We start from the raw sequence: 23909 nt of genomic DNA on the forward strand, positions 1-23909 counted from the left end.
GACTTTCGTAACGTTCCCAACATTCCACAAGAACGCTACGGTACTAGGCACTACCGTTCCCTGTTTCCAACTATTCTGTAAGGAATGCGGAAACACATTAAATATCAGCGCTGTACAGAATGAAATATTGGACGCGGAGGGCGAGTAGTGGCCCACGTGGATCCAAATATCGTTGAAGGTATTCAGCGCTCAACCGGCTTGACGCACGAGACAGTCGCACGAAAAGTTCCATATTATTACTGCAACGAAGCAGAACTTGAAGCCTTGAAGGGTGTAGGTCTGATCTTTAATGCGTGCTTCGCTTTTGGTGTTGGTGGACTATTCTTCGGGTTGCCCCTCATTCTTGGCGGAGCAGTTCTTAGCGTTGGAGGTGAACTGCAACCCGAAGCGAGTCGGGTCATAGGTTGGGTGGCGTTTGTATTCTCAGTGGTTCTGTTTCTGATTGCCTTCGTGTCTCATCGGTCCGGAAGCCGCCTGATGAAGCAGTTGAAAGGCGCTAAGGCGTAAGCGCTCACCTGACCAACCTCCTCTTCCTCTGCGCCCGCAACCGCCTCCGCTCCCCCACGGCCGAGCGGGTGTTCGCCTCGCGCCCCGGCGTCGAGACCGCCTCCGCCGGCCTGGCGCTTGACCCCTTCCTTTTCGTCATCCCGGGGCGCGTAGCGACCCCGGGACCCAGCGGCGCGCGAGAGCGCGAACCTGTCGCCGACACCCTGCCTGAACAGATCGCCTTCGGCGCCGCTGGGTCCCGGCCTTCGCCGGGATGACGAAAGGGAAGGGGGCGGCCAGGCCGACCTGATCTTCGTCATGGAGCGCGCCCACCGCGCCAAACTCCAGCGCCGCTTCGGCAAACACCTGAAGGGCAAGCGCGTCATCTGCCTCGACATCCCGGACGACTACGCCTTCATGCAGCCCGAGCTGGTGGCCCTGCTGGAGAAGAAGGTCGCCCGTTTCCTTCTCCCCCTGAGGGAGAAGGTGCCCCCGGCAGGGGGCGGATGAGGGGTGAGACTCCGGGGCGAGAAGGGTTCAAGCCGGCTTCCTGTCCGTACATTCGAGTGGTCCCGCCAATCTTTCAGACCTCTGCCCACACCCCTCATCCGGCCCTCCGGGCCACCCGTCAGTCGGTCGCCGTGCGACCTCCTTCCACCCACAAGGGGAGAAGGAGCCGCACCACCCGCACCGGTTGGTAGACGGCTGACACCTTGTCCCGTCCCGCCTACGCTCCGGCCATGCTCAAGCCCACCGAGCGCACCCGGACCGCCGCCCGCCGCTCGCGCCGCGAGCCGACGATGGCCGAGGCCGCCGTCTGGGAGCTGCTGCGGGACCGGCGCCTCGGCGATCTGAAATTCCGCCGCCAGATGCCCGTAGGTTCATATGTGGCGGACTTCTGCTGCCCGGCGCTCAAGCTGATCATCGAGCTGGATGGCGGGGTTCACCGCCTGAGGATCGACGACGATGCGCGGCGCGACGCATGGCTGACCGCCGGGGCCGGCTTCACGGTCCTCCGGTTCGAGAACGAGGCGGTGTTGCGAAATCCGGCGGTGGTGCTGGACGCCGTGCGGGCGCATGCGGCGCGGATGCCCTAGCCACCCGTGTCTCACCCCTCATCCGGCCCTCCGGGCCACCTTCTCCCTCAAGGGGAGAAGGAGCGGTTCCCGCCCCCACCCCCAAGTTTTCCCGATCGCCGGTTGAAAAATCTGAACTTTCGGCTATATTGGGGACATCCTGAAATCCAGACGGCTTCCTGCCCGCGCCCTGCGCGGCGGCGGGTTTCGCCCTATTCGCCGCTGGCTTTCGCGACATCGACAACCCCCGAAGGAGACGTCTTGTACGCACAACGCAAAGCCCCGTTCACCCCCCGCACCCACGCCGGCCGCGGCGGTTATCGCCCGACCCCGATCCGCGCCCGCGTCGGTCTCGCCATGCGCCGCTCCATGAATTTCGGCGACATGCCGGACGCCGAGTCCGTGCTGCGCTCGCGCGGCCTGTCGCTGGCCCCGATGTCGGTCGGCGACGCCGGGCTGAACGTCGGCGGCACCAGCGTCCTGCCCACCGCCCAAGCCTCCGACATCGACAACGGCGCGCTCAAGGCCGTGGTCATTCCGGCCGGCTCGACCGATGCCGAGGCGACCGCCGCCATCGATGACGTCGTCACCCGCGCCCAGGCCAAGGGCGCCCCGGTGTTCGCCTTCGGCGACGGCGTGGTCGCCACCCTGCGCGCCCTCGACCGGCCGACCGAGCCGTTCGCCGACGCTCCGGCCGTGCTGGTCACCGCCGACGCGGTCGAGCCGCTCGCCGACAGCGACGCCCTCGCCGCCGCCGCCCTGCGCGTGCAGTAGCGACGACCCGATCCCGGGCGCGGACGGCCTGCGCCGCCGCGCCCGACCGGTTCAGGTCTCGAAGGCCGCGATGATCGGGCAGGGGCCCTTGCCGCCTGTCCCGCAGGCCGTGGCCAGCCGCCTCAGCGCCGCCCGCGCCGCCTCCAGTTCAGCGATCCGCGCATCCAGTTCGCCCAGCCGCGCCATGGCCAGGGCCCGCGCTCGCGCCCGGTCCTCGCCCGCGTCCAGCGCCAGCAGTTCGCCGATCTGCTCGAGGGTGAAACCCGCGCCCTGCGCCTGACGGATGAACCTCAGCCGCCGCACATCCTCCGCCCCGTAGCGCCGCACCCCGCCGCCCAGCCCGGCGCCGTCCGGCCGCGGCGGCGTCTCCAGCAGGCCGCGCCGCTGGTAATACCGCACCGTCTCCACGCCGACGCCGCCCGCCGCCGCCAGCCGCGCGATGGTCAATCCGGTCATGCTTGACTCCGTACCATGGTCCGGACCCTACATGGGGCGCGGACCGTTATCGGCAACAGGAGACAACGCCCCATGTCCGCACCGAAAAAGACCGCCGTCCTCTATCGCATGGTCATGCCCGACCACCTGTGCCCCTCGGGCCAGAAGGCGCGCTGGCTGCTGCGCCGCAGGGGCTATGCGATCGAGGACCATCATCTGAAGACGCGCGCCGAGACTGACGCCTTCAAGGCCGAGCATGGCGTCCCGACCACGCCCCAGACCTTCATCGGCGGCGTTCGCATCGGCGGCTACGACGACCTGCGCCGCCATTTCGGTCAAACCGTCCCCGAGCCCGGCGCGACCAGCTACACGCCGGTCCTCGCCGTCTTCGCCGTCGCCGCCCTGATCGCCCTCGCCGTCGACTGGCTGTCGATGGGTGCGATCACCCTCATGGCCCTGCCGACCTTCGTCGCCGTGACCATGTGTCTGCTGGCCATGCTCAAGCTGCAGGACGTCGAGAAATTCTCGACCATGTTCCTCAACTACGACCTGCTGGCCCGACGCTGGGTGCCCTACGGCTACATCTATCCCTTCGCCGAACTGGGCGCGGGGGTGCTGATGCTGGCCGGCGTGCTGTCCTGGCTGTCGATCCCGGTCGCCCTGTTCATCGGCGGCATCGGCGCCGCCTCGGTGTTCAAGGCCGTCTACATCGACAAACGCGAGTTGAAATGCGCCTGCGTCGGCGGCTCCTCCAGCGTCCCGCTCGGCTTCGTCTCCCTTACCGAGAACCTGATGATGATCGGCATGGCGGTGTGGATGGTGGCCATGGGGTGACCGGCGCGTGCTGACTATTCGCCGCCAGCCATCATACTTTCGGCGATGAAACAGCGCGATTTCAAAGGCTTGGAAAAAATTGAGCGTCCTGAACCCGCCTGAGGGCGAGGGCGGCGTACACTCTTTCCGCTACGCCGCCCGCAGGGGCGTCCGGGTCTTTGACAACTGAATCGAACCCGCACCCGATCGACGCTCGGGGTCCGCCGACCGACCGGAGGTTGTCGACTCTGCCGACTCCGCCATCACGAATTTCCGATGCGACCTTGCCGACTCTGCCGACTCCGCCACACCTAATTTTTCGGGGCGGGTCCCCCGACCAGGGCCGCCCGCTCCTCCGCGGTCAGCAGCCGCCAGCGGCCTTCCGGCAGATTGTCCAGCTTCAGCGGCCCGATCCGCACCCGGATCAGGTCGACGACCTCCAGCTCGACCATCTCGCACATCCGCCGGATCTGCCGGTTGCGGCCCTCGCGCAGGATGAATTTCAGCCGGTGCGACTCCATCCGGCTGACATAGGCGGGCTTCAGCTGCCGCCCGTCCAGCATCAGGCCGTGGCGCAGGATCCTCAGCTTCTTCTCGGTGATGTCGCCGGTCACCCGGACCAGATATTCCTTGTCCAGATCGGACTGCGGCCCGATCACCGCCTTGGCCACCACCCCGTCCGACGACAGCAGCAGCAGCCCCCGCGAATCTTCGTCCAACCGCCCGATCGGGGGCAGGGAGTGATCGTCGGCCGGGACCTCGCCGGGGCCGACCCGGTTGTTCTCCGTGACCAGCCGCACCGCCGGCAGCTTGTCCGGCTCCGGCTGGCCCGAGACATAGCCCATCGGCTTGTGCATCACGATGGTGACGCCCTCGGCCAGCGCCGCCGTCGCCCGCTCGTTCAGCGTCAGGGTCTGCCCGGGCTGCAGCTTGCGCCCCGCGTCGGTGACCACCTCGCCCTCGACCGAGACCAGCCCCTCCGCGATCAGCGCATCCGCCTCGCGCCGCGAACAGATGCCCGACTGGCCCATGAATTTGTTCAGCCGCACCGGCTCCGCGCCGTCCCAGGTCTTCGAAAGGCTCATGGGACCCGCCGGAACAGCAACATCAGATTGTTGGCGGGCATCTCCACCCGCCGGGTCAGCGCCAGCCCCTCGGCTTTCGCGGCCGCCGCCACCGCCTCGCGGTCGCGCAGTCCCCAGGCCGGGTCCCGCGCCCTCAGGCTCTCGTCGAAGGCCGCATTGGACGTGGCCAGCGGAACCTCCGCCTCGCGATAGGGCCCGTAGGTGGCCAGCAGCCCGCCGACCGGCAGCGTCCGCCCGGCCAGCCGCATCAACCCCTCCGTCGCCGCCCACGAGCTGATGTGGATCATGTTGATGCAGACCAGCGCTGCGTAGGGCCCCTCCGGCCAGCCCGCCGCGTCCAGTACGTCCAGCGCCAGTGGCGGCTTCAGATTGGGCAGTCCCGCCGCTTCCGCCCAGGCCGCGATGCTGGCCCGCGCCTCCGCTGACGGATCGCTCGGCGTCCATTCCAGCCCCGGCAGGGCGCCCGCGAAGGCCACGGCGTGCTCGCCCGATCCCGCGGCGATCTCCAGCACCCGTCCCCGCGCCGGCATGTGGGCCTTCAGCACCTCGAGGATCGGCGCCGTGTTCCGCGCCACTGCGGGCGAGGCGAGGGCGCCCTGGGGAGTCGCGCTGATCGCATCCATCGTCTGCATGGCGGCTCCGATAACCCGCGCAGCGCCCCGCCGCGACCGGAAATATGCAGGGGAGGGGGCGCCCGCTGCGCCCACAGGGTTGAAACGTGCAGCGGTTGACCTTGCGTTCGCTTCGGTGTCATTCCGCCTGAAACATTGCGTGATGATCCACGCAAGGGAGGCCACGGCGGCCACAGATCGCCGGGCAGACGTCAGGAGAGTTCGCGTGACCGCATCCGCCATCCCGGGTCTGCACCCGGCCCCGACCTCGCACCAGAAGCTGATCGCCTGGGTCGAGGACATCGCCGCCCTGACCAAACCCGCCCGCGTCCACTGGTGCGACGGCTCTGAGGCCGAGAAACAGGCCATTATCGCGGACCTGATCGACAAGGGCACCCTGCGCGAACTGGACCAGACCAAGCGCCCCGGCTGCTACTACGCGGCTTCGGACCCCAAGGACGTCGCCCGCGTCGAGAGCCGCACCTTCATCTGCCCCGCCGACAAGGCCGACGCCGGCCCGACCAACAACTGGGCCGATCCCGCCGAAATGCGCGAGCGCCTGAACGGCCTGTTCGACGGCTGCATGGCCGGCCGGACCATGTATGTCGTGCCCTTCTCCATGGGCCCGCTCGGCTCGAAGATCAGCGCCCTCGGCGTCGAGATCACGGACAGCGGCTACGTCGCCGTCTCGATGGGCATCATGACCCGGATGGGCAAGTCGGCCCTCGACGTGCTCGGCGACGACGGCGTCTTCGTCCCCGCCGTCCACACCCTCGGCGCGCCGCTCGCCGACGGCCAGGCTGACGTGCCGTGGCCGTGCAACGACGACAAATGGATCGTCCACTTCCCCGAGACGCGCGAAATCTGGTCCTACGGCTCGGGCTACGGCGGCAACGCCCTGCTGGGCAAGAAATGCTACGCCCTGCGCATCGCCTCGGTCATGGCCCGCGACGAGGGCTGGTTGGCCGAGCACATGCTGATCCTCAAGCTGACCGATCCGAAGGGCCGCGCCAAATACGTCGCCGCGGCCTTCCCCTCGGCCTGCGGCAAGACCAACCTCGCCATGCTCCAGCCGACGCTGCCGGGCTGGAAGGCCGAGACCGTCGGCGACGACATCGCCTGGATGCGCATCGGCGACGACGGCCGCCTCTACGCCGTGAACCCCGAGGCCGGCTTCTTCGGCGTCGCCCCCGGCACCAGCCGCAACACCAACGGCAACGCCCTGGCCACCCTCGCCACGAACACCGTCTTCACCAACACCGCCCTGACCGCCGACGGCGACGTCTGGTGGGAAGGCCTGACGAAAGAGGCCCCTAAAGGCCTGACCAACTGGAAGGGTCAGCCGCACGATCCGGCGTCAGGCGAACCCGCCGCCCACCCCAACGCCCGATTCGCCGCGCCCGCCGGCCAATGCCCCGCTATCGCGCCGGAATGGGAAGATCCGAAGGGCGTGCCGATCGACGCGATCCTGTTCGGCGGCCGCCGCGCTTCGGCCGTGCCGCTGGTCGCCGAGGCCTACGACTGGGACCACGGCGTGTTCATGGGGTCGTCGGTCGCGTCGGAAGGCACCGCCGCCGCCGAGAACGCCATCGGCGAACTGCGCCGCGATCCCTTCGCCATGCTGCCGTTCTGCGGCTACAACATGGGCGATTATTTCGCCCATTGGCTGTCGATGAAGGATCGCACCGACGCCTCGAAGCTGCCGCGCCTCTACTTCGTCAACTGGTTCCGCAAGAACGAGGACGGCAAGTTCGTCTGGCCCGGCTTCGGCGACAACGCCCGGGTGCTGAAGTGGATCGCGGAGCGCCTCGACGGCGAGGCCGAGGCCGTCGACACGCCGGTCGGCCGCGTCCCGACCCGCGAGTCGCTCGACCTGTCGGGGCTTGACCTGACCGAGACCGATCTGTCGACCCTGCTCGACGTCGACGCCGAAGTCTGGGCCGAGGAAGCCGCGCTGATCCCCGCCTTCTACGAAAAGTTCGGCGACCGCCTGCCTCGCGCCCTCTGGGAGCAGCATGCCGACCTGACATCGCGGGTTGAACGGGCCCGGGCCGCCGCCATCGCCGCGGAGTAGGCCGCCGCGCGGCGAGCGATAGCGGCTTGCAAATGAAGCCCGGGCGGTCGATCTGATCGCCCGTGACTTCTTCCCCGGATGTGATCGTCATCGGCGCCGGCGTTCTCGGCCTCTGTACCGCCGCCGAGCTGGCGGGCCGGGGCCACGCGGTGACCGTGATCGACCCCGGCGGACCGAACGCCTCCTCCGTCGCCGCCGGCATGCTGGCCCCGGCGCTGGAATCCCTGCTCGAGGGCCTGACACCCGATCAGGCCGGTCTGTTGAAGCGCGCCCGGGATCTATGGCCTGACTTCGCCGAGGCCCACGGCCTGGCCTTGCACCATGAGGGCGCCGAGTGGAGGGAGGCGGATGCGGCCGTGGCCGTCGGTCGCCTGGGCCAACTTGGATTCGACGCCCGGGCGACGCCACTCGGCCTGATCACGCCTGACGACTGGCGCGTCGATCCGGGCCCCGCCCTGTCCGCCCTGGCCCGGGCGCCGGGCGTCAGCCTCGTCCGGGGGCGGGTCGCGCGCCTCGCCGGTGACGCCCGCCGCTGGCGGGTCGAGGCGGACGATGGCTGCATCTGGTTTGCCTCGACGGTGGTGCTGGCCAGCGGCGCCGCGCCCGCCGTCGACGGCCTCCCGCCGCCCGTGGCGGCCATGGTCGACGCCATCCAGCCGATTCGCGGCCAACTGACCCATGTCGCGGTCGAGGGGGTGGGTCGGGTGGTCCGCGCGCCGGGGGTCTATGCCGTGCCCGTCGCGGGCGGGGTCGTTATCGGCGCCACGATGGAGCCGGGCCGCCGCGATCTCGAGCCCGATCCCGATGAGGCCCGTTTGCGGGTGGCCGCGGGTCTGGCGCTGCTCGGCCGCGAGGGGACGGCCGGACCGACCCGCGTCGGAATCCGGGGCGCGGTCGCCGATGGCCTGCCGCTGGCCGGGGCCGCCGGACATCCCGGCCTGTTTTTTGCGCTGGCGCCGCGACGCAACGGCTGGCTGCTCGGGCCGCTCGTAGCCCAGGTCGTCGCCGACGCAATCGAGGGCCGCCCGCCCGTTCCGGACGCAGGGGCCCTCGACCCGCTCAGGTTCGCCTGATCAGTCCGTCGGCGGGTTGAAGCGGATGGCGATGTTGACCCGCGATCCCACCGCCGAGCCGTTCACCGTGCGCGGGCTGATCTGGAAATGCCGCGACAGCCCTTCGGCCGCCCGCCCGAAGCCGTAACCGCCGGGGGTTTCGGTGGTGACGTTGCAGTCGGCGACCCGGCCGTTGGGCTGGACGAGGCAGTTCAGCGTGGCCAGCCCCCCGACCTCGGCCCGCAGGGCCCGATCGGGATAGGCCCGCATCAGCTGTTCCGCCGACGGCTGCCGCTCCCAGCGGGGATTGGTGATCACGGCCGGTGGGCGCGGCGGTGAGGTCACGGTCGGGGCGCTCTCCACAGGCGCGGGAGACTTTTCGATGGTGCTGATGGTCGACCCTTCGGCGACCTTCTCACCCTGGACGATGCTCACGACGTTTTCTGTCGCCGGCGGAGCAGGCAGTTCGTTGAGCAGCGTATTGGGGGCTTGCGGTTGGGTGGGTGCAGGCAGCGGTTCGGGCGGCTTCGGCTTCGACCGGACCAGCTCGAGGATCGTAGGCGGGGTCGAGTCAGGGGCAGCAGGCGGCGCCATGTCGAAGCGCTGGTGGTAGAGGGCCGCCCCCGCGCCGACATGCCCGGCGGCGACAATGGCCAGGGCGATCCAGGTGGTTCGGGTGAAGCGCGGCGTCTTGCGCTCGTTGTAGTCGAAGGGGCTCACCAGTCCGGGCCCGTCCGCGGTTCTGATCATCATGGCCGTTCATCCCTGTCGTCCGCCGCCCCCGCAGCGTCCCAAGGACAAGTTGAGCGCTTACGTTAGGGCAAGTTTGGGGCGAGCTTCGCCATGAAAGGGACACCAGCGGCCACAGCGGCAAAGGTTAAGCTTCTGTGGACGGCGATAACGCTGTTAGGGTTTGGTTAACCACGAAGCCGCAGCGTCATGGGTATGAACATCGGAGCGATTCCATCCTCTGGCGGAGTCGAGGCGGCGATCAGGCGCGCCTCGAACGCGACAGGCGTGGACGCCGAGTTTCTCCTCAAGACGGCGCGGCGCGAGAGCGCGATGAACCCCGCCGCCAAGGCCCGGACGTCGTCGGCCGCCGGCCTGTTCCAGTTCATTGAGCAGACCTGGCTGGGCACGGTGAAGGCCCACGGGGCGAAGCATGGCTACGGCCAGTATGCCGACCTGATCCACAAGGGCTCGGATGGGCGCTGGCGCGTGGACGGTTCGGCGCGGAACGTCGTGCTCGACCTGCGGTTCGATGCGCAGGCCGCTTCGACCATGGCGGCGGAACTGACGGCCTCGAACGCCGCCTATCTGCGGGGGCGCACCGGCCGTGAGCCGGGGGCGGGCGACCTTTATGCGGCGCATTTCCTTGGCCCCGCCGGCGCGGCCCAACTGATGGAAGCCATGGAGCGGCGGCCCGGAACGAGCGCAGCCGCCATCTTCCCGGCGGCGGCGTCTGCCAACCGATCGATCTTCTATCGCGAGGGCAGGGCGGCGACGATCGCTGAGGTCCACGCCAACCTTCAGCGCCATGCGGGCGAAGGCGCGCCGGCCGCGTCGGCGGGGGTCGTAGCCGCGACCGCGTCGCCGCCGTTGTCCGAGCGCGACCAGATGCTGGCGGCCCGCCTCGACCGGCTGAAGCAGGACCAGAGCCTGCTCGCGCTCCTGCTCGGTCAGGACGGGGAAGGGAAGGGGGGCGGCTTCGGCGGCGCCTTCGCCCCCGAAGAGAGTTCGCGCGCCTGACCGCGAATCCGGCGATGGTAAACCGCCCGTTAGGGATGACCGGCCAAAGCTGGCGGGTATCGCCTGACCCAGAGCGCCAAACATGACTGCCTACCGCGCCCGCCTTACCGAGACCGACATCCGCCGCCTGATCAAGGCGACCGACGACGACGACCGGGCCGCCGCCGCGCACAAGCTGTGCCGCAACATGGACCGCGCGAAGTTGAGCGAGGAGGAACGCGAGGCGGCGCAGAAGATTCTCCGCATGCTGGCGCACGATGCGGCGGAACTGGTGCGCCGCGCGATGGCGGTGACACTGAAGTCATCAGACCTGATTCCGCGCGATGTGGCCCGGGCGCTCGCCGCCGACGTCGATAGCGTCGCCCTGCCGCTGATCAGCTTCTCGCCGGCCTTCTCGGACGAGGACCTGATCGAGATCGTCCAGGCGGGATCGGCGCTTCGGCAGATTGCTGTGGCCGGGCGTCCGGCTGTCGGTCGCGATCTCGCCGCGGCGCTGGCCGAGGTCGGCTGCGAGCAGGCTGTTCGGACGTTGGCCGCCAATGACAACGCCGACATCGCCGAGGCCGCCTTGGGGCGCTGTATAGATCGCTTCGGGACCTCGCCCGAGATTGTAGCCGCCATCGCCTACCGCCAGGTCCTGCCGCTGTCGGTGACGGAGCGATTGGTCGAGCTGGCGACCGACGCCGTGCGCGAGCACCTGGTCACGCGCCATGCCGTGGCTCCGGAGACGGCGATTCGACTGGCTTCCTTCGCTCGCGAGCGGGCGACGGTCGATCTGGTCGACCAGGCCTCGAACCACGCTGATCTTGCCATCTTCGCAGCCGGACTGAACGCTCGCCGGGCTCTGACCGGCTCCCTGCTGCTGAGGGCGCTTGCCCGCGGCCAGATGGCGCTGTTCGAATACGGCGTGGCGGAGCTGGCGGGAACTCCGCATCCGCGGGCGTGGCTGATGATCCATGACGCAGGCCCGCTGGGGCTCAAGGCCATTTACGACCGGGCCGGCCTGCCGCCCCGGCTGTTTCAGGCATTTCGAGCCGGAGTCGATACCTGGCGAATGCTCCAATCCGAAGGCGCAGACACGGCGGGCGACGGTTTCCGGCAGCAGATGCTGCAGCGTTTTCTGACCCAACGTCCGAACGCGCCGCGCGAGGATCTCGCCTATCTGATGGAGCGGCTCGACCAGGAGCCGGCCCCGGCCCGTTCGGCCCTCGGGGCCGCGGCCTGATCGACAGTTGAGAACGCGCGCCGGTCGGCGGGCGTTCAAACAGGCTTTGACGGTTTCAGCCGAGGTGGTCGGCGACACCCGCTTCCAGCGACTCCGCCAGCGCTCGGCCGATCGGGTGGTCGTCAGTCTGGATCTGATCGCGGACGACGGCTCTGATGGCGTCGATGTGGGCGTCGACCAGCACCCGCGGCGCGGCCATTCGCTTGGCGGGTTCGTCCATCATCTTGCACAATGATCCGGCCAAGCGGGTGACCAACGGGTACTGGTAGGTCGCGCCCAAACCCTTCAGGTCGTGGGCGCGGAAATACAGAGCCTCGGCGGTCTGTACGTTGTAACCTTGGTCGCTGATATCGCTCTGGGCCTTGTCCAGCTTGACGATCTCATCCTGCAGCCATTGGCCGAATTGCGAGGACATCGCCTTCAGCGCCTCCTCGGCCTTTGCGATCGCGCTTGCGTCGATGCCGCCGAATGCTCCGCCTACCTTGAGGCGCAGTGTGTTGGGCGGGCGAATGACCTGGGCGGAATTGCTCACGGGCGAGCTCCTCAAGACGAACCTTCCACATCGTGGCAGGACAGACTTAAGAACCTGTGCACGCCGTCAGGAGGTGAACTGCTCCGCCAGCACGCGTTCCTCGAACGAGCGGCCGGCGTCGAACAGCATGGTCAGGGCGATGTCGCGGCGCTCGCGCACCTCTACCCGGGTCACGCGCCGCACCTCGAAGCTGTCGGCGGTGGCGCTGACCGGACGCTTGTCGGGCTCCAGAACCTCGAAACTGACCTTGGCCGTATGAGGCAAGAGCGCCCCGCGCCAGCGTCGCGGTCGGAAGGCGCTGATCGGCGTCAGAGCCAGCACACGGGCGTCCAGCGGGATGATCGGTCCATGCGCTGACAGGTTATAGGCTGTCGAACCGGCGGCGGTTGAGACCAGACAGCCGTCGCAGGACAGCTCCTCAAGCCGCACCCTGTCATCGACGGTGATGCGGAGTTTGGCGCTCTGCCGGGTTTGCCGCAGCAGGGACACCTCGTTGATCGCCAAGCCGATTTTCACATCACCACCTTCGGTCGAGGCGTCCATCTGCAGTGGATGAATGACGGCCTGGCCCGCAGTGGCCAGCCGCTCTGGCAGGCCTTCTTCCTTGTAGTCGTTCATCAGGAAGCCGACTGACCCCCGGTTCATCCCGAACACCGGGGTGCGACGCTCCATGTTGGCGTGCAGCGTTTCGAGCATGAAACCGTCGCCGCCGAGTGCAACGATGACGTCGGCCGAGGCCGGGTCCTGGGACCCGTACATCGCGATCAACCGGTCACGGGCGGCGGCCGCTTCCGGGCGATCGGAAGCGGCGAAGGCGATGCGGAGGTCTGGCTGGTTCACGCGCCTACGCAAGCCGAGCCCGGCGGCGAAGTCAAACGGGCGTACTCAGCCCTCGACCAGAGCCCGGAAGGATCGGGCCGCGGAGGTCGCGGAAATCGATCCGCGCGTCCAGACTGGAGCCCCGGCGTCGCCCGGAAGCCCGTCGTTGAGCAGGCGGATCTCGGTCAGCAGGGCCGGATAGACCGCGCGGTCCACACCGGCCGCCGCACAGGCGTAGAAAAGCGCCTCCGGGCTGCGCGCGGCCAAGGCCTCGCGGATATGGGCGACCGAGAAGCCACCGAGGGCGGCCAGGGCGTAGACGAACAGCCCGAGGCGGCGTTCGCGTATCGCCCGGACGAGGTAGCCGGCGCGAAGCTGCCCTGAGGCCTGAAGCTTGGTGACCAGCCGCCGCTCCATTTCGTCGCGGTCGGGATCGTTCGCCGGAATCGCCACCAGGGTTCCGGACCTGGCGTCGTAGACCGACTGCTCGATCAGCGGCGCCAGTTTCGTCTCGTCGACCTGGAAGCGGTCACAGATTGACTGGCGCAAGGCCGCGCCGACCCATTGATACATTTGCGCGGCCAGTTGCTCGGTCATCCGAGGGTGGCGGGTCAGCGGACCCCGCAAAGCCGCCACCCGCCGTGATTGCTCGACCAGGCGGCGGAGTCCCTCCAGACTGATCTCCGCGGTGCGGTTGAACGCCAGGGCGGTCACCGTCGCGGGCTCGCCGCGATCGATAATGGCGTCGGCGACGCGGCCGCCGAGGTTCGGCCTGCGGGCGATTTCGATCTGATGCTCCAGCGTCGCCTCGACCAGCACGCGAAGCAGGTCGTCATCCTGAAGCAGGGGGCTGGCGGCGAGCACGGGCCTCGCGATCTCAATCTCGTCGAGAGCAAGGACGTTGATCAGGGCGGGCGGAGCCCAGTCGGCCTGGGCAAGGCGTTGGGACAAGACCTTGCGCACCTCCCGCTCCGCCTGCTTCGCCAAGGTCAGGAATATTTCGGTCAGGACCGGCGACAACTCACCCGATGGCGGGCGCGCGTCGCACAGGGCGATGACGCCCAGCAACAGGCGTTCGCGGGCCTCCGAACTGGGGTTTCTCGCCAGCGCCAACAGATCCGGAATGGCTGGCGGCGAGGCGAGGGGCGGTGAGCGAAGCTGAGCGACGGTCAAGGGCGTCTCCGGCGCGCCGACGATTCGGCTGATCCGAGCGTAACGGCAGGCCGCTAAGGCAGGGTTAACGGAAGCTGAATCTTGACGGCGAGGCCGCCCGGCGCGAGCGTGCGCCGCCGTACGCAACTTGAAGGACACGGACCCATGGCCGATGGAACTACCGCCTCGCTGAAGTCCCGCGTCTCCGAGGCCGAATGGAACGCCCGCGTCGAACTGGCCGCGCTCTACCGCCTGGTGGCGCTGCATGGCTGGGACGACATGATCTTCACCCACATCTCGGCGCGTGTGCCGGGGCCGGAGACGCATTTCCTGATCAACCCGTACGGCTGGTATTTCGAGGAGATGACGGCGTCGTGCCTCGTCAAGGTCGATCTGGACGGGAACATCGTCCAGGAGACCACGAGTTTCATCAATCCGGCGGGCTTCACCATCCATTCGGCGATCCACGCCGCGCGGGACGACGCCCATTTCGTCATCCACCTGCACACGGTCGCCGGGGTAGGCGTGGCGGCCCAGCAGGAGGGCCTGTTGCCGCTCGGCCAGAACGCCTGCCTGCTCCAGGAGCAGGTCGCCTATCACGGCTATGAGGGTCTCGCCCTGAACCATGACGAACGCGAGCGTCTGGTCGCGGACCTCGGGGACAAGCCGCTGATGCTGTTGCGTAACCACGGCACCCTGGCGGTCGGCCAGACCGCGGCCCAGGCGTGGATCGGCATGTTCTTCCTTGAGCGCGCCTGCGCCCAGCAGGTGGCGGCGCTGTCCGTAGGGCGTGAGCATGTGCTGATGGCGCCTGACGCGGCCCAGGCCGAGACCCGGAAACAGGGCAAGGGCATCGGCTTCGTCTCGGCGCTCGCCTGGCCGGGCGCGCTCCGGATGCTCGATCGAAAGTCACCGGGCTACGACGTGTGACCCGCGCTGGGGGGCTGCTGGTCGGATTCACGGTCGCGGTTCTCGCCACGCCGGCGGCCGCTGGCGCCTGGAACCAGACCAAGGGCAAGGGCCAGGTCATCCTCAAGTTCGAGCATATGGTCGCCGATCGAGGCTTCGATCCCGGTGGCGTGCTGGCCGGCCTGCCAGCCGAACGGCGGGACATCTCCCTGGGAGCCTTCGCCGAATACGGCCTGACTGACCGGCTGACCGTCCGGCTCAAGGGCGACTGGCAGTCCGGCGAGGACGCCTTCGTTGAATTCGAGGGGCGGGGGCCGGTTGAGTTGGGGATCAGCTGGCAGGCCTGGCGCGATGAGGCTACCGCGGTCAGCCTCTACGCCGGTTATGCACTCGGTGGGGAAGGGCGCAACGCGGGATACGCGGCGCCGGGACGGGGCGATCATGACTGGGAGGTGAGAGCCGCTGTCGGCCGTTCGTTCCAGAGCGGCTGGGGTCCGATTCCGCCGAAAACCTTCGTCGAGCTGCAGGTGGCGCGGCGCATGCGGCAGGGCCTGCCCGATGAGACACGGGTCGATGCGACCGTCGGCGCACATCTCGGGGACGACTGGATGGTGCTGACCCAGGCCTTTGGCGGAGAAACGGAGGACGGCGTGGCGCGCTGGTTGGCCGTCGAAGCGTCGGTCGTTCGGGACTTCGGAGTTTGGAGCGTGCAGGCGGGCTGGCGCCAGACGGTGGCAGGGCGCGAAACGCCCCAGGCGAGCGGACCGGTGATCGGCATCTGGCGCCGATTTTGACGCGTAGAAATACCGGTCTGTTCAGCGACGGAATTCGAAACACCGCGCGTTGCAGAGACTCCAGTTGCGTCGACGGCGGGAGCCGCTAAGTCGGCCCGTCCCGTCCCGGAGCCCGACCGCGTGATCAAGCGCCATTTCTTTCTCGCCGCCGCCGCTGTCCTGCTCGCCCTGATGGTAGTCGCCGTGATCCTGCGCCTCGCCATGGCGGACGAGGAAAAGGGAGGTGGTCGAGGTGGGCCGGGAGCGGGACGGGGCCAGGTTGTCTCGCAGGCCGTCGTCGCGCCTCGCGAGTTCACCGATGAAATCCGCGTGCTCGGCGTCGCGCGCGGCCGCCGCTCGGTCAACATCACCTCCTCGACCAGCGAACTGATCACACGCGTCCTGTTCACCGATGGCCAACGCGTCGCCGCCGGAGCGCCTCTCGTCGAACTTCAGGCGCGCGAAGAGGATGCCGACATCATCGAGGCGCGGTCGCGCGTCGCGCAGGCCCAGCGCGAATACGCCCGCTATCGCGACCTTGCCGACCGCGGCGTCGCGCCGAGGGTTACGGCGGAGAACGCCGAGACGGCCCTCGAGGCCGCACAGGCCGGTCTGGCTGCGGCCCAGGCACGACGGGGCGACCGCCTCATCCGGGCCCCGTTCTCGGGCGTGCTGGGCCTGACGACCGTGACCCCGGGCACCTTGATCAGCCCCGGGGCCGTGATCACCACCCTCGACGACATCAGCATCGTCCGCGTCGATTTCCCCCTGCCTGAGCGATACCTGTCGGTTCTTCGGTCCGGGGTGCCGATCATCGCCACCGCCGACGCCTTGGGCGAGCAGAGTTTTTCCGGACGGATCGCGCTGATAGACACCCGCGTCAACGAACAGACCCGATCGGCCACCGCCCGGGCAGAGATCGCCAATCCGGGCGGGCTCATCCGCCCCGGCATGTCGATGCGGGTGACGGTGAGACAGGGTCTTCGGCAAGGGCTCGCCGTGCCCGAGGCGGCGGTCCAGTATGAGGGCGACAGCGCCTTCGTGTTCCGCATCGCGCCGGGCGAACGGGGCCTGACCGCCCAGCGGCTCAACGTCCAGCCGGGATCGGTGGAGAACGGCTTCGTCGAAATCCTGTCCGGGCTGAACACCGGCGACCGGGTGGTCGCCTCGGGCCTGAACCGCATCCAGCCCGGTTCGCCGGTGACGGTGGCGGGAGCGCCCGCGAGCCGCGGGGGCGCGGCCCAATGATGTTGTCCGACGTCTCCGTCCGCCGTCCCGTCTTCGCGGCGGTGGCGGCGATCGTGCTGTGCGTGATCGGGGCCGCAGCCTTCTTCTTCCTGCCTGTGCGCGAACTGCCGGACGTCGATCCGCCGATCGTGTCGGTGAACACCAGCTACGCCGGAGCCTCGGCCGAGGTGATCGAGAACCGGATAACCGAGCCGATCGAACAGCGCATCGCCGGTATTCAAGGAGTCGAGCGCATCAACTCGACCAGCCGCGACGGCCGGTCCAGCGTCCGTATCGAATTCTCGCTCGATCGCGACATCGACAGCGCGGCCAACGACGTTCGGGACCGCATTTCGCGCGTCCTCGGCAATCTCCCGGATCAGGCGGACCCGCCCGAAGTGGCCAAGGCGGACACCAACGGCCAACCGATCATCATCCTGTTCCTGCGGTCCAGCCAGATGGATCGCCTGGCGCTGACCGACTACGCTGACCGCTACCTGATCGACCGCCTGGCCACGGTGCCCGGGGTCGCCCAGGTGCAGATCTACGGCGAGCAACGCTACTCGATGCGCGTCTGGCTGGAGCCCGCCGCTCTCGCCGCCCGCGGCTTGACAGTGAGCGATGTCGAGTCGGCCCTCACCAGCCAGAATATCGAACTGCCCGCGGGTGCGCTCGATACTGGCGAAAAGAATTACACGGTGCGCGTCGCCCGCAACTACGCCCTGGCGGAGGATTTCCGGCAGTTGCCGATCGGAGCCCGCGGGGGCGCCGTGTCGGGCGCGCAGTCGGGCGCCCTCCAGAACCAGACCGCCTATGTGACCCGCCTCGGGGACGTTGCGCGGGTCGAGGAGGCTCCGGAAGAGGAGCGCAGGCTGTTCCGTGGCAACGGCCTCGATCAGATCGGGCTCGCCGTCACGCGGCAGGCCCAGTCCAACGACCTGGCCATCTCCGATGGCGTGCGGGAAATGATGGAGCAGGTCCGGCCGAGCCTTCCCGAGGGAACCGAACTGGTCGTCGGGTCGGACAATTCGGTCTTCACGGCCCACGCCATCGACGAGGTATGGATCACCATCGGCATCGCCCTGGCGCTGGTCGCGCTGGTCAACTTCATCTTCCTCGGCACCCTGCGGGCTGCCTTCATTCCGTCGATCGTGGCCCCGATCTGCCTGCTATCGACCTTCATCGTGCTGGCCCCGCTCGGATTCTCGCTGAATCTGCTGACGCTGCTGGCCCTGGTGCTGGCCATCGGTCTTGTGGTCGATGACGCCATCGTGGTGACGGAGAACATCCAGCGCCGCATCGATCACGGTGAGCCGCCGCTGGTGGCGGCGGAGCGTGGGGCGCGACAGGTCTTCTTCGCCGTCGTGGCCACGACGATCGTGCTGTTGTCGGTATTCGCGCCGCTGCTTTTCCTGCCCGGTTATGTTGGACGGCTGTTCGTTGAACTGGCGGCCGCCATCGCCGCCGCCGTAGCCTTTTCGGCGTTCCTGGCGCTCAGCCTGTCGCCGATGCTGGCCTCCAAGATCCTGCGCCCGGCCTCGGGCTCAGGCTGGGTGGCCCGGCGCGTTGATCGCGGGATGGAGGCGCTGAAGAACTCTTATCGCAACTCCCTGACCGCGCTGCTCGGTCGCCGTGCGGCGGTCGGGGGCGTGATCGGATTGATCGTGCTCGTCGGGGCGGGGGCGGGAGCCATGTTCCTGACCCTTCCGAGCGAGCTGGTTCCCCCGGAAGATCGGGGCCGCATCGTCGGCCGCATCCAGGGGCCGGAAGGTGCGGGCTTCGATTACACTCGGCGCATCATGCTGGGGCTCGAGCCCATCCTGGCGGAATACCGGGAGTCCGGCGAGGTCGAGAGCTATCTGATCTCGGCCCCCGGCTTCGGCGGCGGCAGCTTCAACTCCGGCAACGCCGTGCTGAGCCTGAAGGATTGGTCCGAGCGCAGCCGCTCGGCCGATGAGATCGCCCAGGAACTGAACCAGAAGCTGCGTAGCCAGACCGACGCCCAGGTGAACGTCAGCGTGCCAGGCGCCTTCCAGCGAGGCGGCGGCAACTCCAACTCGGTCGAAATGGTTCTGACCGGCGCCGAATACGAAGACATGTTCGACTGGGTGCAGCCAGTCCTCGCCGCCGCCCAACAGAATCCCGGGTTTTCGCGGCCTCGTCTCGACTACGAGCCGAACGCGCCCCGTCTGCTCGTCGACGTGGATCCTCAGCGGGCCGCCGCCCTGGGCGTGTCGTCGCAAGAGATCGGTCGGACCCTGCAGACCATGTTCGGCTCACGCCGGGCGACGACCTATATCCGCGGCGGTCAGGAATACGACGTCATCCTGCAGACCGATCTCGAGAACCGGCGCTCGGTCGGCGATCTCGAGTCCCTTTACGTCTCCACCGGCAGCGGGCAACTGGTGCCGCTCGCGGCGGTAGTCACGACGGAGACGTCAGGCGATACGCCCGATCGCCGTCGTCTGGATCGCCAGCGCAGCATCTCCCTGAGCGCCGACCTGAATCCCGGCACGACGCTCGCCGACGCGATGTCGTTCCTGAGCGAACAGGCCGCGCGGCAGCCGTCGGGCGTGGCCACTGTCCAGTGGGGCGGCGCGGCGCGTGATCAGCAGGAGGCGGGCAGCGCCGTCGGCTGGGCCTTTGCCCTCGCCCTGCTGCTTGTCTTCCTGGTGCTGGCGGCGCAGTTCGAGAGCTGGGTCACCCCCGCGGTGATCATGCTGACGGTGCCGCTGGCCGCCGCCGGAGGGCTGTTTGGCCTGGTCATGGCGGGTTCGAGCCTGAACATATACAGCCAGATCGGCCTTATCATCCTGATCGGGGTGGCGGCGAAGAACGGGATTCTGATCGTGGAATTCGCCAATCAGTTGCGCGACCAAGGTCGGTCGATTCACGACGCCATCATCGAGGCGTCGACCCTCAGGCTGCGCCCCATCATCATGACCTCCATCGCCACCGCCTTTGGCGCACTGCCGCTGGTGCTGTGGCAGGGAGCAGGGGCGGGCAGCCGTCAGACCATCGGCGTGGTCATCTTCGCGGGCGCAATGTTCGCCACCCTGCTGACGCTGTTCGTGGTGCCGGTGATCTACGGCGTGCTGGCGCGCTTCACCAAGTCGCCGGAATACACCGCCCGCAAGATTGAGGAGTGGGAGGCGAAGGAGGCGGCCGCCAACGACCCGGCGCCGATAGCCGCCGAATAGGTCAGGGCCGGGCGGCCGGCGGCGAGTAGCCCGTCTCGACCTTAAGGAAGGCGATGACGTCGCGGCGGTCTTCCGCGTCCGGGATGCCGGGGAAGCTCATCTTCGTGCCCTTCAGGAAGGTGCGCGGGTTCTCCAGCCAGTGGTCCAGCCGTTCGCCGTCCCAGACGAAATCGGCCTGCTTCACGGCGGTCGAGTAACTGTATTTCGGATAAGCTCCGGCCCTACGGCCGAAGACGCCATACAGGTTCGGACCAGTCATGTTCGGTCCGCCCTCGGTGATGGTGTGGCAGGAGCGGCAGCGGGCGAAGACGCGACGGCCATTGTCCAGATCGGCGGCGTTGTACGGAGCCGGCAGGGTCGCGAGCAGGGCCGCCTTCTGTTCGGGCGTCGGCGCCGGGCGGGCCGGCGCCGACGGCGTGGCTTCGCCGCCATCCTGTCCGCAGGCAGCGAGACCCAGGGTGGCGAGGGCGATCAGGACGGGTCGGGTCATGCATGGGCTCCAGTGTCGCCGCAGTGATAGCCGAACCATCGTTTCGGACAACGGCTGCGACGCTTCGGTGGTGGACGGACGGCTCTCGCACCTGATAATCACTGTCAAAAGGCGCGCTGATCGCGCCGCCGTGCGTGAGCCTCATGTCCGACACCATCAAACTCAGCCAGGCCCGCCGAGGCGACTGCGGCGTCATCGTGCAGGTCGGCGACCACTGCCATCATGACGAGCACGCGCTGGAGCTGGAGCGCCGGCTGCTGGAGCTCGGCTTCGTCGAGGGCGCGCGGATCGAGCTGCTGCACGAGGGCTTGCTGGGCCGCGACCCGATCGCGATGAAGGTCGACGACATGCGCGTGGCGCTTCGCCGTCACGAGGCCGCGAGTCTGACTGTCCGGGTGGAGCCGGTCGCCTGATGGACGTCGCGGTTCGGAGCGCGCGGGTCGCGCTCGTCGGCAATCCCAACAGCGGCAAGACCGCGCTGTTCAACGCCCTGACCGGGGCGCACCAGAAAGTGGCGAACTACGCCGGCGTCACCGTCGAGCGCAAGGAGGGGCTGATCCGCACCGGCGACGGGCGGACGATGTCGGTGCTCGACCTGCCGGGCACCTATTCCCTGCGCGCCCGCAGTCCCGACGAGGAAGTCACCCGGGACGCCGTGTTGGGGCGGCTGGCCGGCGAGGCGCCCCCCGATGTCATCGTCGCGGTCGCTGACGCCACCAATCTGCGGTTGGTCCTTCGGCTGATCCTCGAGCTCAAAGCCGTCGGCCGACCGATGGTGCTGGCCCTGAACATGTACGACATCGCTCAGCGGCAGGGGCTACGGATCGATCTGGAGAGGCTCCAGGCGGAACTGGGCGTGCCGATCGTGACCACGGTGGCGACGCGCAAGCGGGGGGTCGAGGACCTCGTGTCGGCGGTGAACGCCGCCGCCGGGCATCTCTCTGCGACATCGGAGGGCGGCTGGATGGCGCCCGATGCGGAGGCCCTGCGCGGCAAGGCCCGCGAGGCCGAACGCATCATGAAGGCCTGTGTCCGGCCGCCGGAACGACCCGACACCCTGACCGGACGGATCGATTCCGTCCTGCTGCACCCGGTCGGCGGCCTGTTGATCCTGATGACCCTGTTGTTCGTCATGTTTCAAGCTGTCTTCTCTTGGGCCACGCCCTTCATGGACGGGATCGAGGCCGGCCTGGGCGCGCTCGGCGTCGGCGTGGCGGCGGTGACGCCCGACGGAATCTGGGAGAGCCTGATCGTCGACGGCCTGATCTCGGGCGTCGGCAGCGTGCTGGTCTTCCTGCCACAGATCCTGATCCTGTTCCTGTTCATCATCCTGCTCGAGGACTTCGGTTACATGGCCCGGGCGGCCTTTCTGATGGACCGGATCATGGGCGGCGCCGGCCTGCACGGGCGGGCTTTCATTCCGCTGTTGTCCAGCTTCGCCTGCGCTATTCCGGGCGTGATGGCGGCGCGGGTGATCGACTCGAAGCGGGACCGACTGACCACCATCATGGTGGCCCCGCTGATGACCTGTTCGGCGCGGATTCCGGTCTACACCCTGATCATCGCAGCCTTCATTCCGAACCAGACGGTGTGGGGATTCGCCAATCTGCAGGGCCTGGTGATGTTCGGCCTCTACGCCGCGGGCATTCTCAGCGCACTGGCGGTGTCGTTCGTGATCCGGCGCATCTTCTGGCGCGGCGCGGTCGAGCCCTTCATGATGGAGCTGCCGGCCTACAAGACGCCCGACCTGCGAAGCGTGCTGGTCAACCTGTGGCTCAGGGCCCGGATTTTCCTGGAGCGCGCGGGGCGGATCATCCTGCCCCTGATGGTGCTGGTCTGGGCGTTGTCGACCTTCCCGTATCCGCCGGAAGGGGCGACCCAACCGGCCATCGACTATTCGTTCGCCGGCATGATGGGCAAGGCGCTTGAGCCGATCTTTGCGCCCATTGGTTTCAACTGGCAGATGGTTATCGCCCTGATCCCCGGCATGGCGGCGCGGGAGGTGGCGGTCGCCGCGTTGGGGACCGTCTATGCGGTGGCCGATCCGGAGACGGCGACGGCGGTTCTGGCGACGACGCTGGCGGGACAGTGGTCGCTGGCGACCGGACTGGCCTTCCTCGCCTGGTACGTGTTCGCGCCGCAGTGCGTGGCGACGCTGGGGGTGGTCAAGCGTGAGACCAACTCCTGGAAGTGGATGTGGGTGATGGTCGCCTACATGTTCGGGCTGGCCTATCTGGCGGCCTTCCTGACGTATCGCGCGGCGGTCGCGCTCGGCGGCGGATAGCGTCGCGGCGCAGGACCATGGCCAGATCGGCGCCCCGCTGCTGAGCGGGGCCGGACTGGTGCCGGTTGCAGGAATCGAACCCGCGACCTTCGGTTTACAAAACCGCTGCTCTACCAGCTGAGCTAAACCGGCGTCCGTCCGTGACGGGCGGCCCTTATGCTGGCGAGCAGCGGTTGAGGCAAGCGCCTCGTCAGACCTTGGGCTTCATTCTCAGCCCGCCGATGATCGCGCCGCCGACGGCGTAGACGACGAGCAGATGGCTCCAGTCGATAGGCAGCAGCCCCATCGGCGAGGTCTGATAGATGAAGCCGTAGGCCGAGGTCATCAGGGCGAAGCAGACGCCGGCGACCAAGCCGATCTTGAGCCCCTGGATCCAGCCGCCGCCGTCACGGCCGATGAACCAGCCGAGGCCGATCATGGTCACCGAGGTCTGAAGCAAGCCTACGAGCATCCACATCGGATTGCCGGAGCCCTCGTCCGAGACGCCGGTCAGGGCCATCCACTGCTCCTGAAAGATCAGGCCGTACCAGAGGAAGCCGACGAAGAAGGCGGCCACGGTCGCCACGACGACGCCAAGCCAGTTGATCCGGTTCATGAAATCGCCCCTCCCAAGGCGCGGGGTGAGTCCCGCCGGGCAAAGGCTACGCTTGTCGGGTCGGACGTCAATGAACGCTGTTCAGTCGAGTTCGGCGGCGATGCGGTCGGCGAGGGCGCGCAGGGTTTCGGGCTCGGCCATCGGGGCGTGGCCGTGACCTTTCATCGGGCGGTCGGACCAGCGCGGGACGATGTGAAAATGCAGGTGGAAGACGGTCTGCCCGCCGGCTTCGCCGTTGAACTGCAGGATCTGGAAGCCCTCGGGCCGCAGCGCCTTGACCACGGCGCGGGCGGTGCGCCGGGTCGCCTCGGCCAGGCGGGCGAGGGTCTCGGGCTCGATATCGAGCAGGGTGCGGGCGGTCGAGGTTTTCGACACGATCAGGACATGGCCCTCGGACTGGGGAAAGACGTCCATGAAGGCGAGGACGTGCTCGTCCTCCCAGACCTTCACGGACGGGATCTCTCCGCGCAGGATTTTGGCGAAGATGTTGTCCGGGTCGTAGGGGGCGTTGAGGGTCATGAGGCGCTCCGGCTGCGTCGGGAGAAGCT

25 protein-coding genes and 1 tRNA gene are annotated in these 23909 nt (G+C 68.2%); 15 read left to right on the forward strand and 11 right to left on the reverse strand.

Annotated features, from left to right (window positions below):
* Nucleotides 1–147: 147 nt before the first annotated feature.
* The 4 genes from HNQ67_RS00275 to HNQ67_RS00295 all read left to right on the forward strand — a co-directional run bounded on the left by HNQ67_RS00275 (nucleotide 148) and on the right by HNQ67_RS00295 (nucleotide 2336).
* Nucleotides 148–507, forward strand: a complete 360-nt coding sequence (locus HNQ67_RS00275) for a hypothetical protein (protein ID WP_183251242.1) — start codon at nucleotides 148–150, stop codon at nucleotides 505–507.
* Nucleotides 508–804: 297 nt separating this feature from the next.
* Nucleotides 805–996, forward strand: coding sequence for a hypothetical protein (locus HNQ67_RS00285; RefSeq protein ID WP_221247680.1), 192 nt, complete (start codon nucleotides 805–807; stop codon nucleotides 994–996).
* A gap of 230 nt (nucleotides 997–1226) precedes the next feature.
* Entirely contained in the window at nucleotides 1227–1583 is a 357-nt protein-coding gene (locus HNQ67_RS00290) for an endonuclease domain-containing protein (RefSeq protein ID WP_183251245.1), read from the forward strand.
* 240 nt (nucleotides 1584–1823) lie between these two features.
* On the forward strand, nucleotides 1824–2336 hold the full coding sequence (locus HNQ67_RS00295) for a hypothetical protein (protein ID WP_183251247.1): 513 nt from the start codon (nucleotides 1824–1826) through the stop codon (nucleotides 2334–2336).
* A 51-nt stretch (nucleotides 2337–2387) separates the two neighbouring features.
* Here the strand turns inward: HNQ67_RS00295 and HNQ67_RS00300 are convergent, their stop codons facing one another.
* A complete protein-coding gene (locus HNQ67_RS00300) occupies nucleotides 2388–2792 on the reverse strand; it encodes a MerR family DNA-binding protein (protein WP_183251249.1) in 405 nt (134 codons plus the stop codon).
* Between the two features lie 72 nt (nucleotides 2793–2864).
* Between HNQ67_RS00300 and HNQ67_RS00305 the strand changes: the two genes are divergently transcribed.
* Nucleotides 2865–3605, forward strand: a complete 741-nt coding sequence (locus HNQ67_RS00305) for a MauE/DoxX family redox-associated membrane protein (protein WP_183251252.1) — start codon at nucleotides 2865–2867, stop codon at nucleotides 3603–3605.
* Nucleotides 3606–3895: 290 nt separating this feature from the next.
* On the opposite strand, the gene HNQ67_RS00310 is transcribed toward HNQ67_RS00305, so the two are convergent.
* Nucleotides 3896–4669, reverse strand: a complete 774-nt coding sequence (locus tag HNQ67_RS00310) for a pseudouridine synthase (protein WP_183251254.1) — start codon at nucleotides 4667–4669, stop codon at nucleotides 3896–3898.
* Nucleotides 4666–5301, reverse strand: a complete 636-nt coding sequence (locus HNQ67_RS00315) for a DUF938 domain-containing protein (RefSeq protein WP_183251256.1) — start codon at nucleotides 5299–5301, stop codon at nucleotides 4666–4668. Before HNQ67_RS00315 ends, HNQ67_RS00310 begins: the two co-directional genes overlap by 4 nt.
* A 205-nt stretch (nucleotides 5302–5506) precedes the next feature.
* Between HNQ67_RS00315 and HNQ67_RS00320 the strand changes: the two genes are divergently transcribed.
* Nucleotides 5507–7354 (forward strand): phosphoenolpyruvate carboxykinase (GTP), encoded by a 1848-nt coding sequence (locus tag HNQ67_RS00320; RefSeq protein ID WP_343054763.1) that lies wholly within the window; start codon nucleotides 5507–5509, stop codon nucleotides 7352–7354.
* A gap of 62 nt (nucleotides 7355–7416) precedes the next feature.
* Entirely contained in the window at nucleotides 7417–8427 is a 1011-nt protein-coding gene (locus HNQ67_RS00325) for an NAD(P)/FAD-dependent oxidoreductase (protein WP_343054764.1), read from the forward strand.
* Here the strand turns inward: HNQ67_RS00325 and HNQ67_RS00330 are convergent, their stop codons facing one another.
* Complete coding sequence (locus HNQ67_RS00330) at nucleotides 8428–9159, reverse strand: TonB family protein (protein ID WP_183251261.1); 732 nt, start codon at nucleotides 9157–9159, stop codon at nucleotides 8428–8430.
* A gap of 192 nt (nucleotides 9160–9351) precedes the next feature.
* On the opposite strand from HNQ67_RS00330, the gene HNQ67_RS00335 reads away from it, so the two are divergent.
* Nucleotides 9352–10155, forward strand: a complete 804-nt coding sequence (locus HNQ67_RS00335; RefSeq protein ID WP_183252673.1) for a transglycosylase SLT domain-containing protein — start codon at nucleotides 9352–9354, stop codon at nucleotides 10153–10155.
* An 82-nt stretch (nucleotides 10156–10237) separates the two neighbouring features.
* The gene (spbR, locus tag HNQ67_RS00340; RefSeq protein ID WP_183251263.1) at nucleotides 10238–11380 is read left to right on the forward strand and encodes a SpbR family protein; all 1143 of its coding nucleotides are present in this window, start codon (nucleotides 10238–10240) and stop codon (nucleotides 11378–11380) included.
* Between the two features lie 55 nt (nucleotides 11381–11435).
* Here spbR and HNQ67_RS00345 read toward each other — a convergent pair whose 3' ends face one another.
* The 3 genes from HNQ67_RS00345 to HNQ67_RS00355 form a co-directional block, all read right to left on the reverse strand.
* On the reverse strand, nucleotides 11436–11912 hold the full coding sequence (locus tag HNQ67_RS00345; RefSeq protein ID WP_183251266.1) for an Hpt domain-containing protein: 477 nt from the start codon (nucleotides 11910–11912) through the stop codon (nucleotides 11436–11438).
* Between the two features lie 66 nt (nucleotides 11913–11978).
* Nucleotides 11979–12752: an NAD kinase gene (locus HNQ67_RS00350; protein WP_343054765.1), complete on the reverse strand. Its 774-nt coding sequence runs from the start codon at nucleotides 12750–12752 to the stop codon at nucleotides 11979–11981.
* Between the two features lie 45 nt (nucleotides 12753–12797).
* The gene (locus tag HNQ67_RS00355) at nucleotides 12798–13904 is read right to left on the reverse strand and encodes a DUF2336 domain-containing protein (RefSeq protein ID WP_246347383.1); all 1107 of its coding nucleotides are present in this window, start codon (nucleotides 13902–13904) and stop codon (nucleotides 12798–12800) included.
* 144 nt (nucleotides 13905–14048) lie between these two features.
* On the opposite strand from HNQ67_RS00355, the gene HNQ67_RS00360 reads away from it, so the two are divergent.
* From HNQ67_RS00360 to HNQ67_RS00375, 4 genes are all read left to right on the forward strand, one after another.
* On the forward strand, nucleotides 14049–14813 hold the full coding sequence (locus HNQ67_RS00360) for a class II aldolase/adducin family protein (protein ID WP_183251268.1): 765 nt from the start codon (nucleotides 14049–14051) through the stop codon (nucleotides 14811–14813).
* A complete protein-coding gene (locus tag HNQ67_RS00365) occupies nucleotides 14810–15586 on the forward strand; it encodes a hypothetical protein (protein ID WP_343054766.1) in 777 nt (258 codons plus the stop codon). Before HNQ67_RS00360 ends, HNQ67_RS00365 begins: the two co-directional genes overlap by 4 nt.
* Before the next feature lie 120 nt (nucleotides 15587–15706).
* On the forward strand, nucleotides 15707–16813 hold the full coding sequence (locus HNQ67_RS00370; protein WP_183251270.1) for an efflux RND transporter periplasmic adaptor subunit: 1107 nt from the start codon (nucleotides 15707–15709) through the stop codon (nucleotides 16811–16813).
* The gene (locus tag HNQ67_RS00375; RefSeq protein ID WP_221247705.1) at nucleotides 16813–19992 is read left to right on the forward strand and encodes an efflux RND transporter permease subunit; all 3180 of its coding nucleotides are present in this window, start codon (nucleotides 16813–16815) and stop codon (nucleotides 19990–19992) included. The genes HNQ67_RS00370 and HNQ67_RS00375 overlap by 1 nt, the downstream gene beginning before the upstream one ends.
* Nucleotide 19993: 1 nt before the next feature.
* Here HNQ67_RS00375 and HNQ67_RS00380 read toward each other — a convergent pair whose 3' ends face one another.
* On the reverse strand, nucleotides 19994–20482 hold the full coding sequence (locus tag HNQ67_RS00380) for a c-type cytochrome (protein WP_183251274.1): 489 nt from the start codon (nucleotides 20480–20482) through the stop codon (nucleotides 19994–19996).
* Between the two features lie 143 nt (nucleotides 20483–20625).
* Between HNQ67_RS00380 and HNQ67_RS00385 the strand changes: the two genes are divergently transcribed.
* Both HNQ67_RS00385 and feoB read left to right on the forward strand, forming a co-directional pair.
* A complete protein-coding gene (locus tag HNQ67_RS00385) occupies nucleotides 20626–20895 on the forward strand; it encodes a FeoA family protein (RefSeq protein ID WP_183251277.1) in 270 nt (89 codons plus the stop codon).
* Nucleotides 20895–22766: a ferrous iron transporter B gene (feoB, locus tag HNQ67_RS00390; protein ID WP_183251280.1), complete on the forward strand. Its 1872-nt coding sequence runs from the start codon at nucleotides 20895–20897 to the stop codon at nucleotides 22764–22766. The genes HNQ67_RS00385 and feoB overlap by 1 nt, the downstream gene beginning before the upstream one ends.
* A 56-nt stretch (nucleotides 22767–22822) precedes the next feature.
* Here feoB and HNQ67_RS00395 read toward each other — a convergent pair.
* From HNQ67_RS00395 to HNQ67_RS00405, 3 genes are all read right to left on the reverse strand, one after another.
* Nucleotides 22823–22898, reverse strand: a tRNA-Thr gene (locus HNQ67_RS00395).
* A gap of 58 nt (nucleotides 22899–22956) precedes the next feature.
* Entirely contained in the window at nucleotides 22957–23361 is a 405-nt protein-coding gene (locus tag HNQ67_RS00400) for a DUF1761 domain-containing protein (protein WP_183251283.1), read from the reverse strand.
* A gap of 81 nt (nucleotides 23362–23442) precedes the next feature.
* Nucleotides 23443–23880 carry an HIT family protein gene (locus tag HNQ67_RS00405; protein ID WP_183251286.1) on the reverse strand — a complete coding sequence of 146 codons (438 nt, stop codon included), beginning with the start codon at nucleotides 23878–23880 and terminating at the stop codon, nucleotides 23443–23445.
* Between the last annotated feature and the right edge of the window lie 29 nt (nucleotides 23881–23909).

The organism is Brevundimonas basaltis (genome assembly GCF_014202075.1).
Lineage (GTDB): Bacteria > Pseudomonadota > Alphaproteobacteria > Caulobacterales > Caulobacteraceae > Brevundimonas > Brevundimonas basaltis.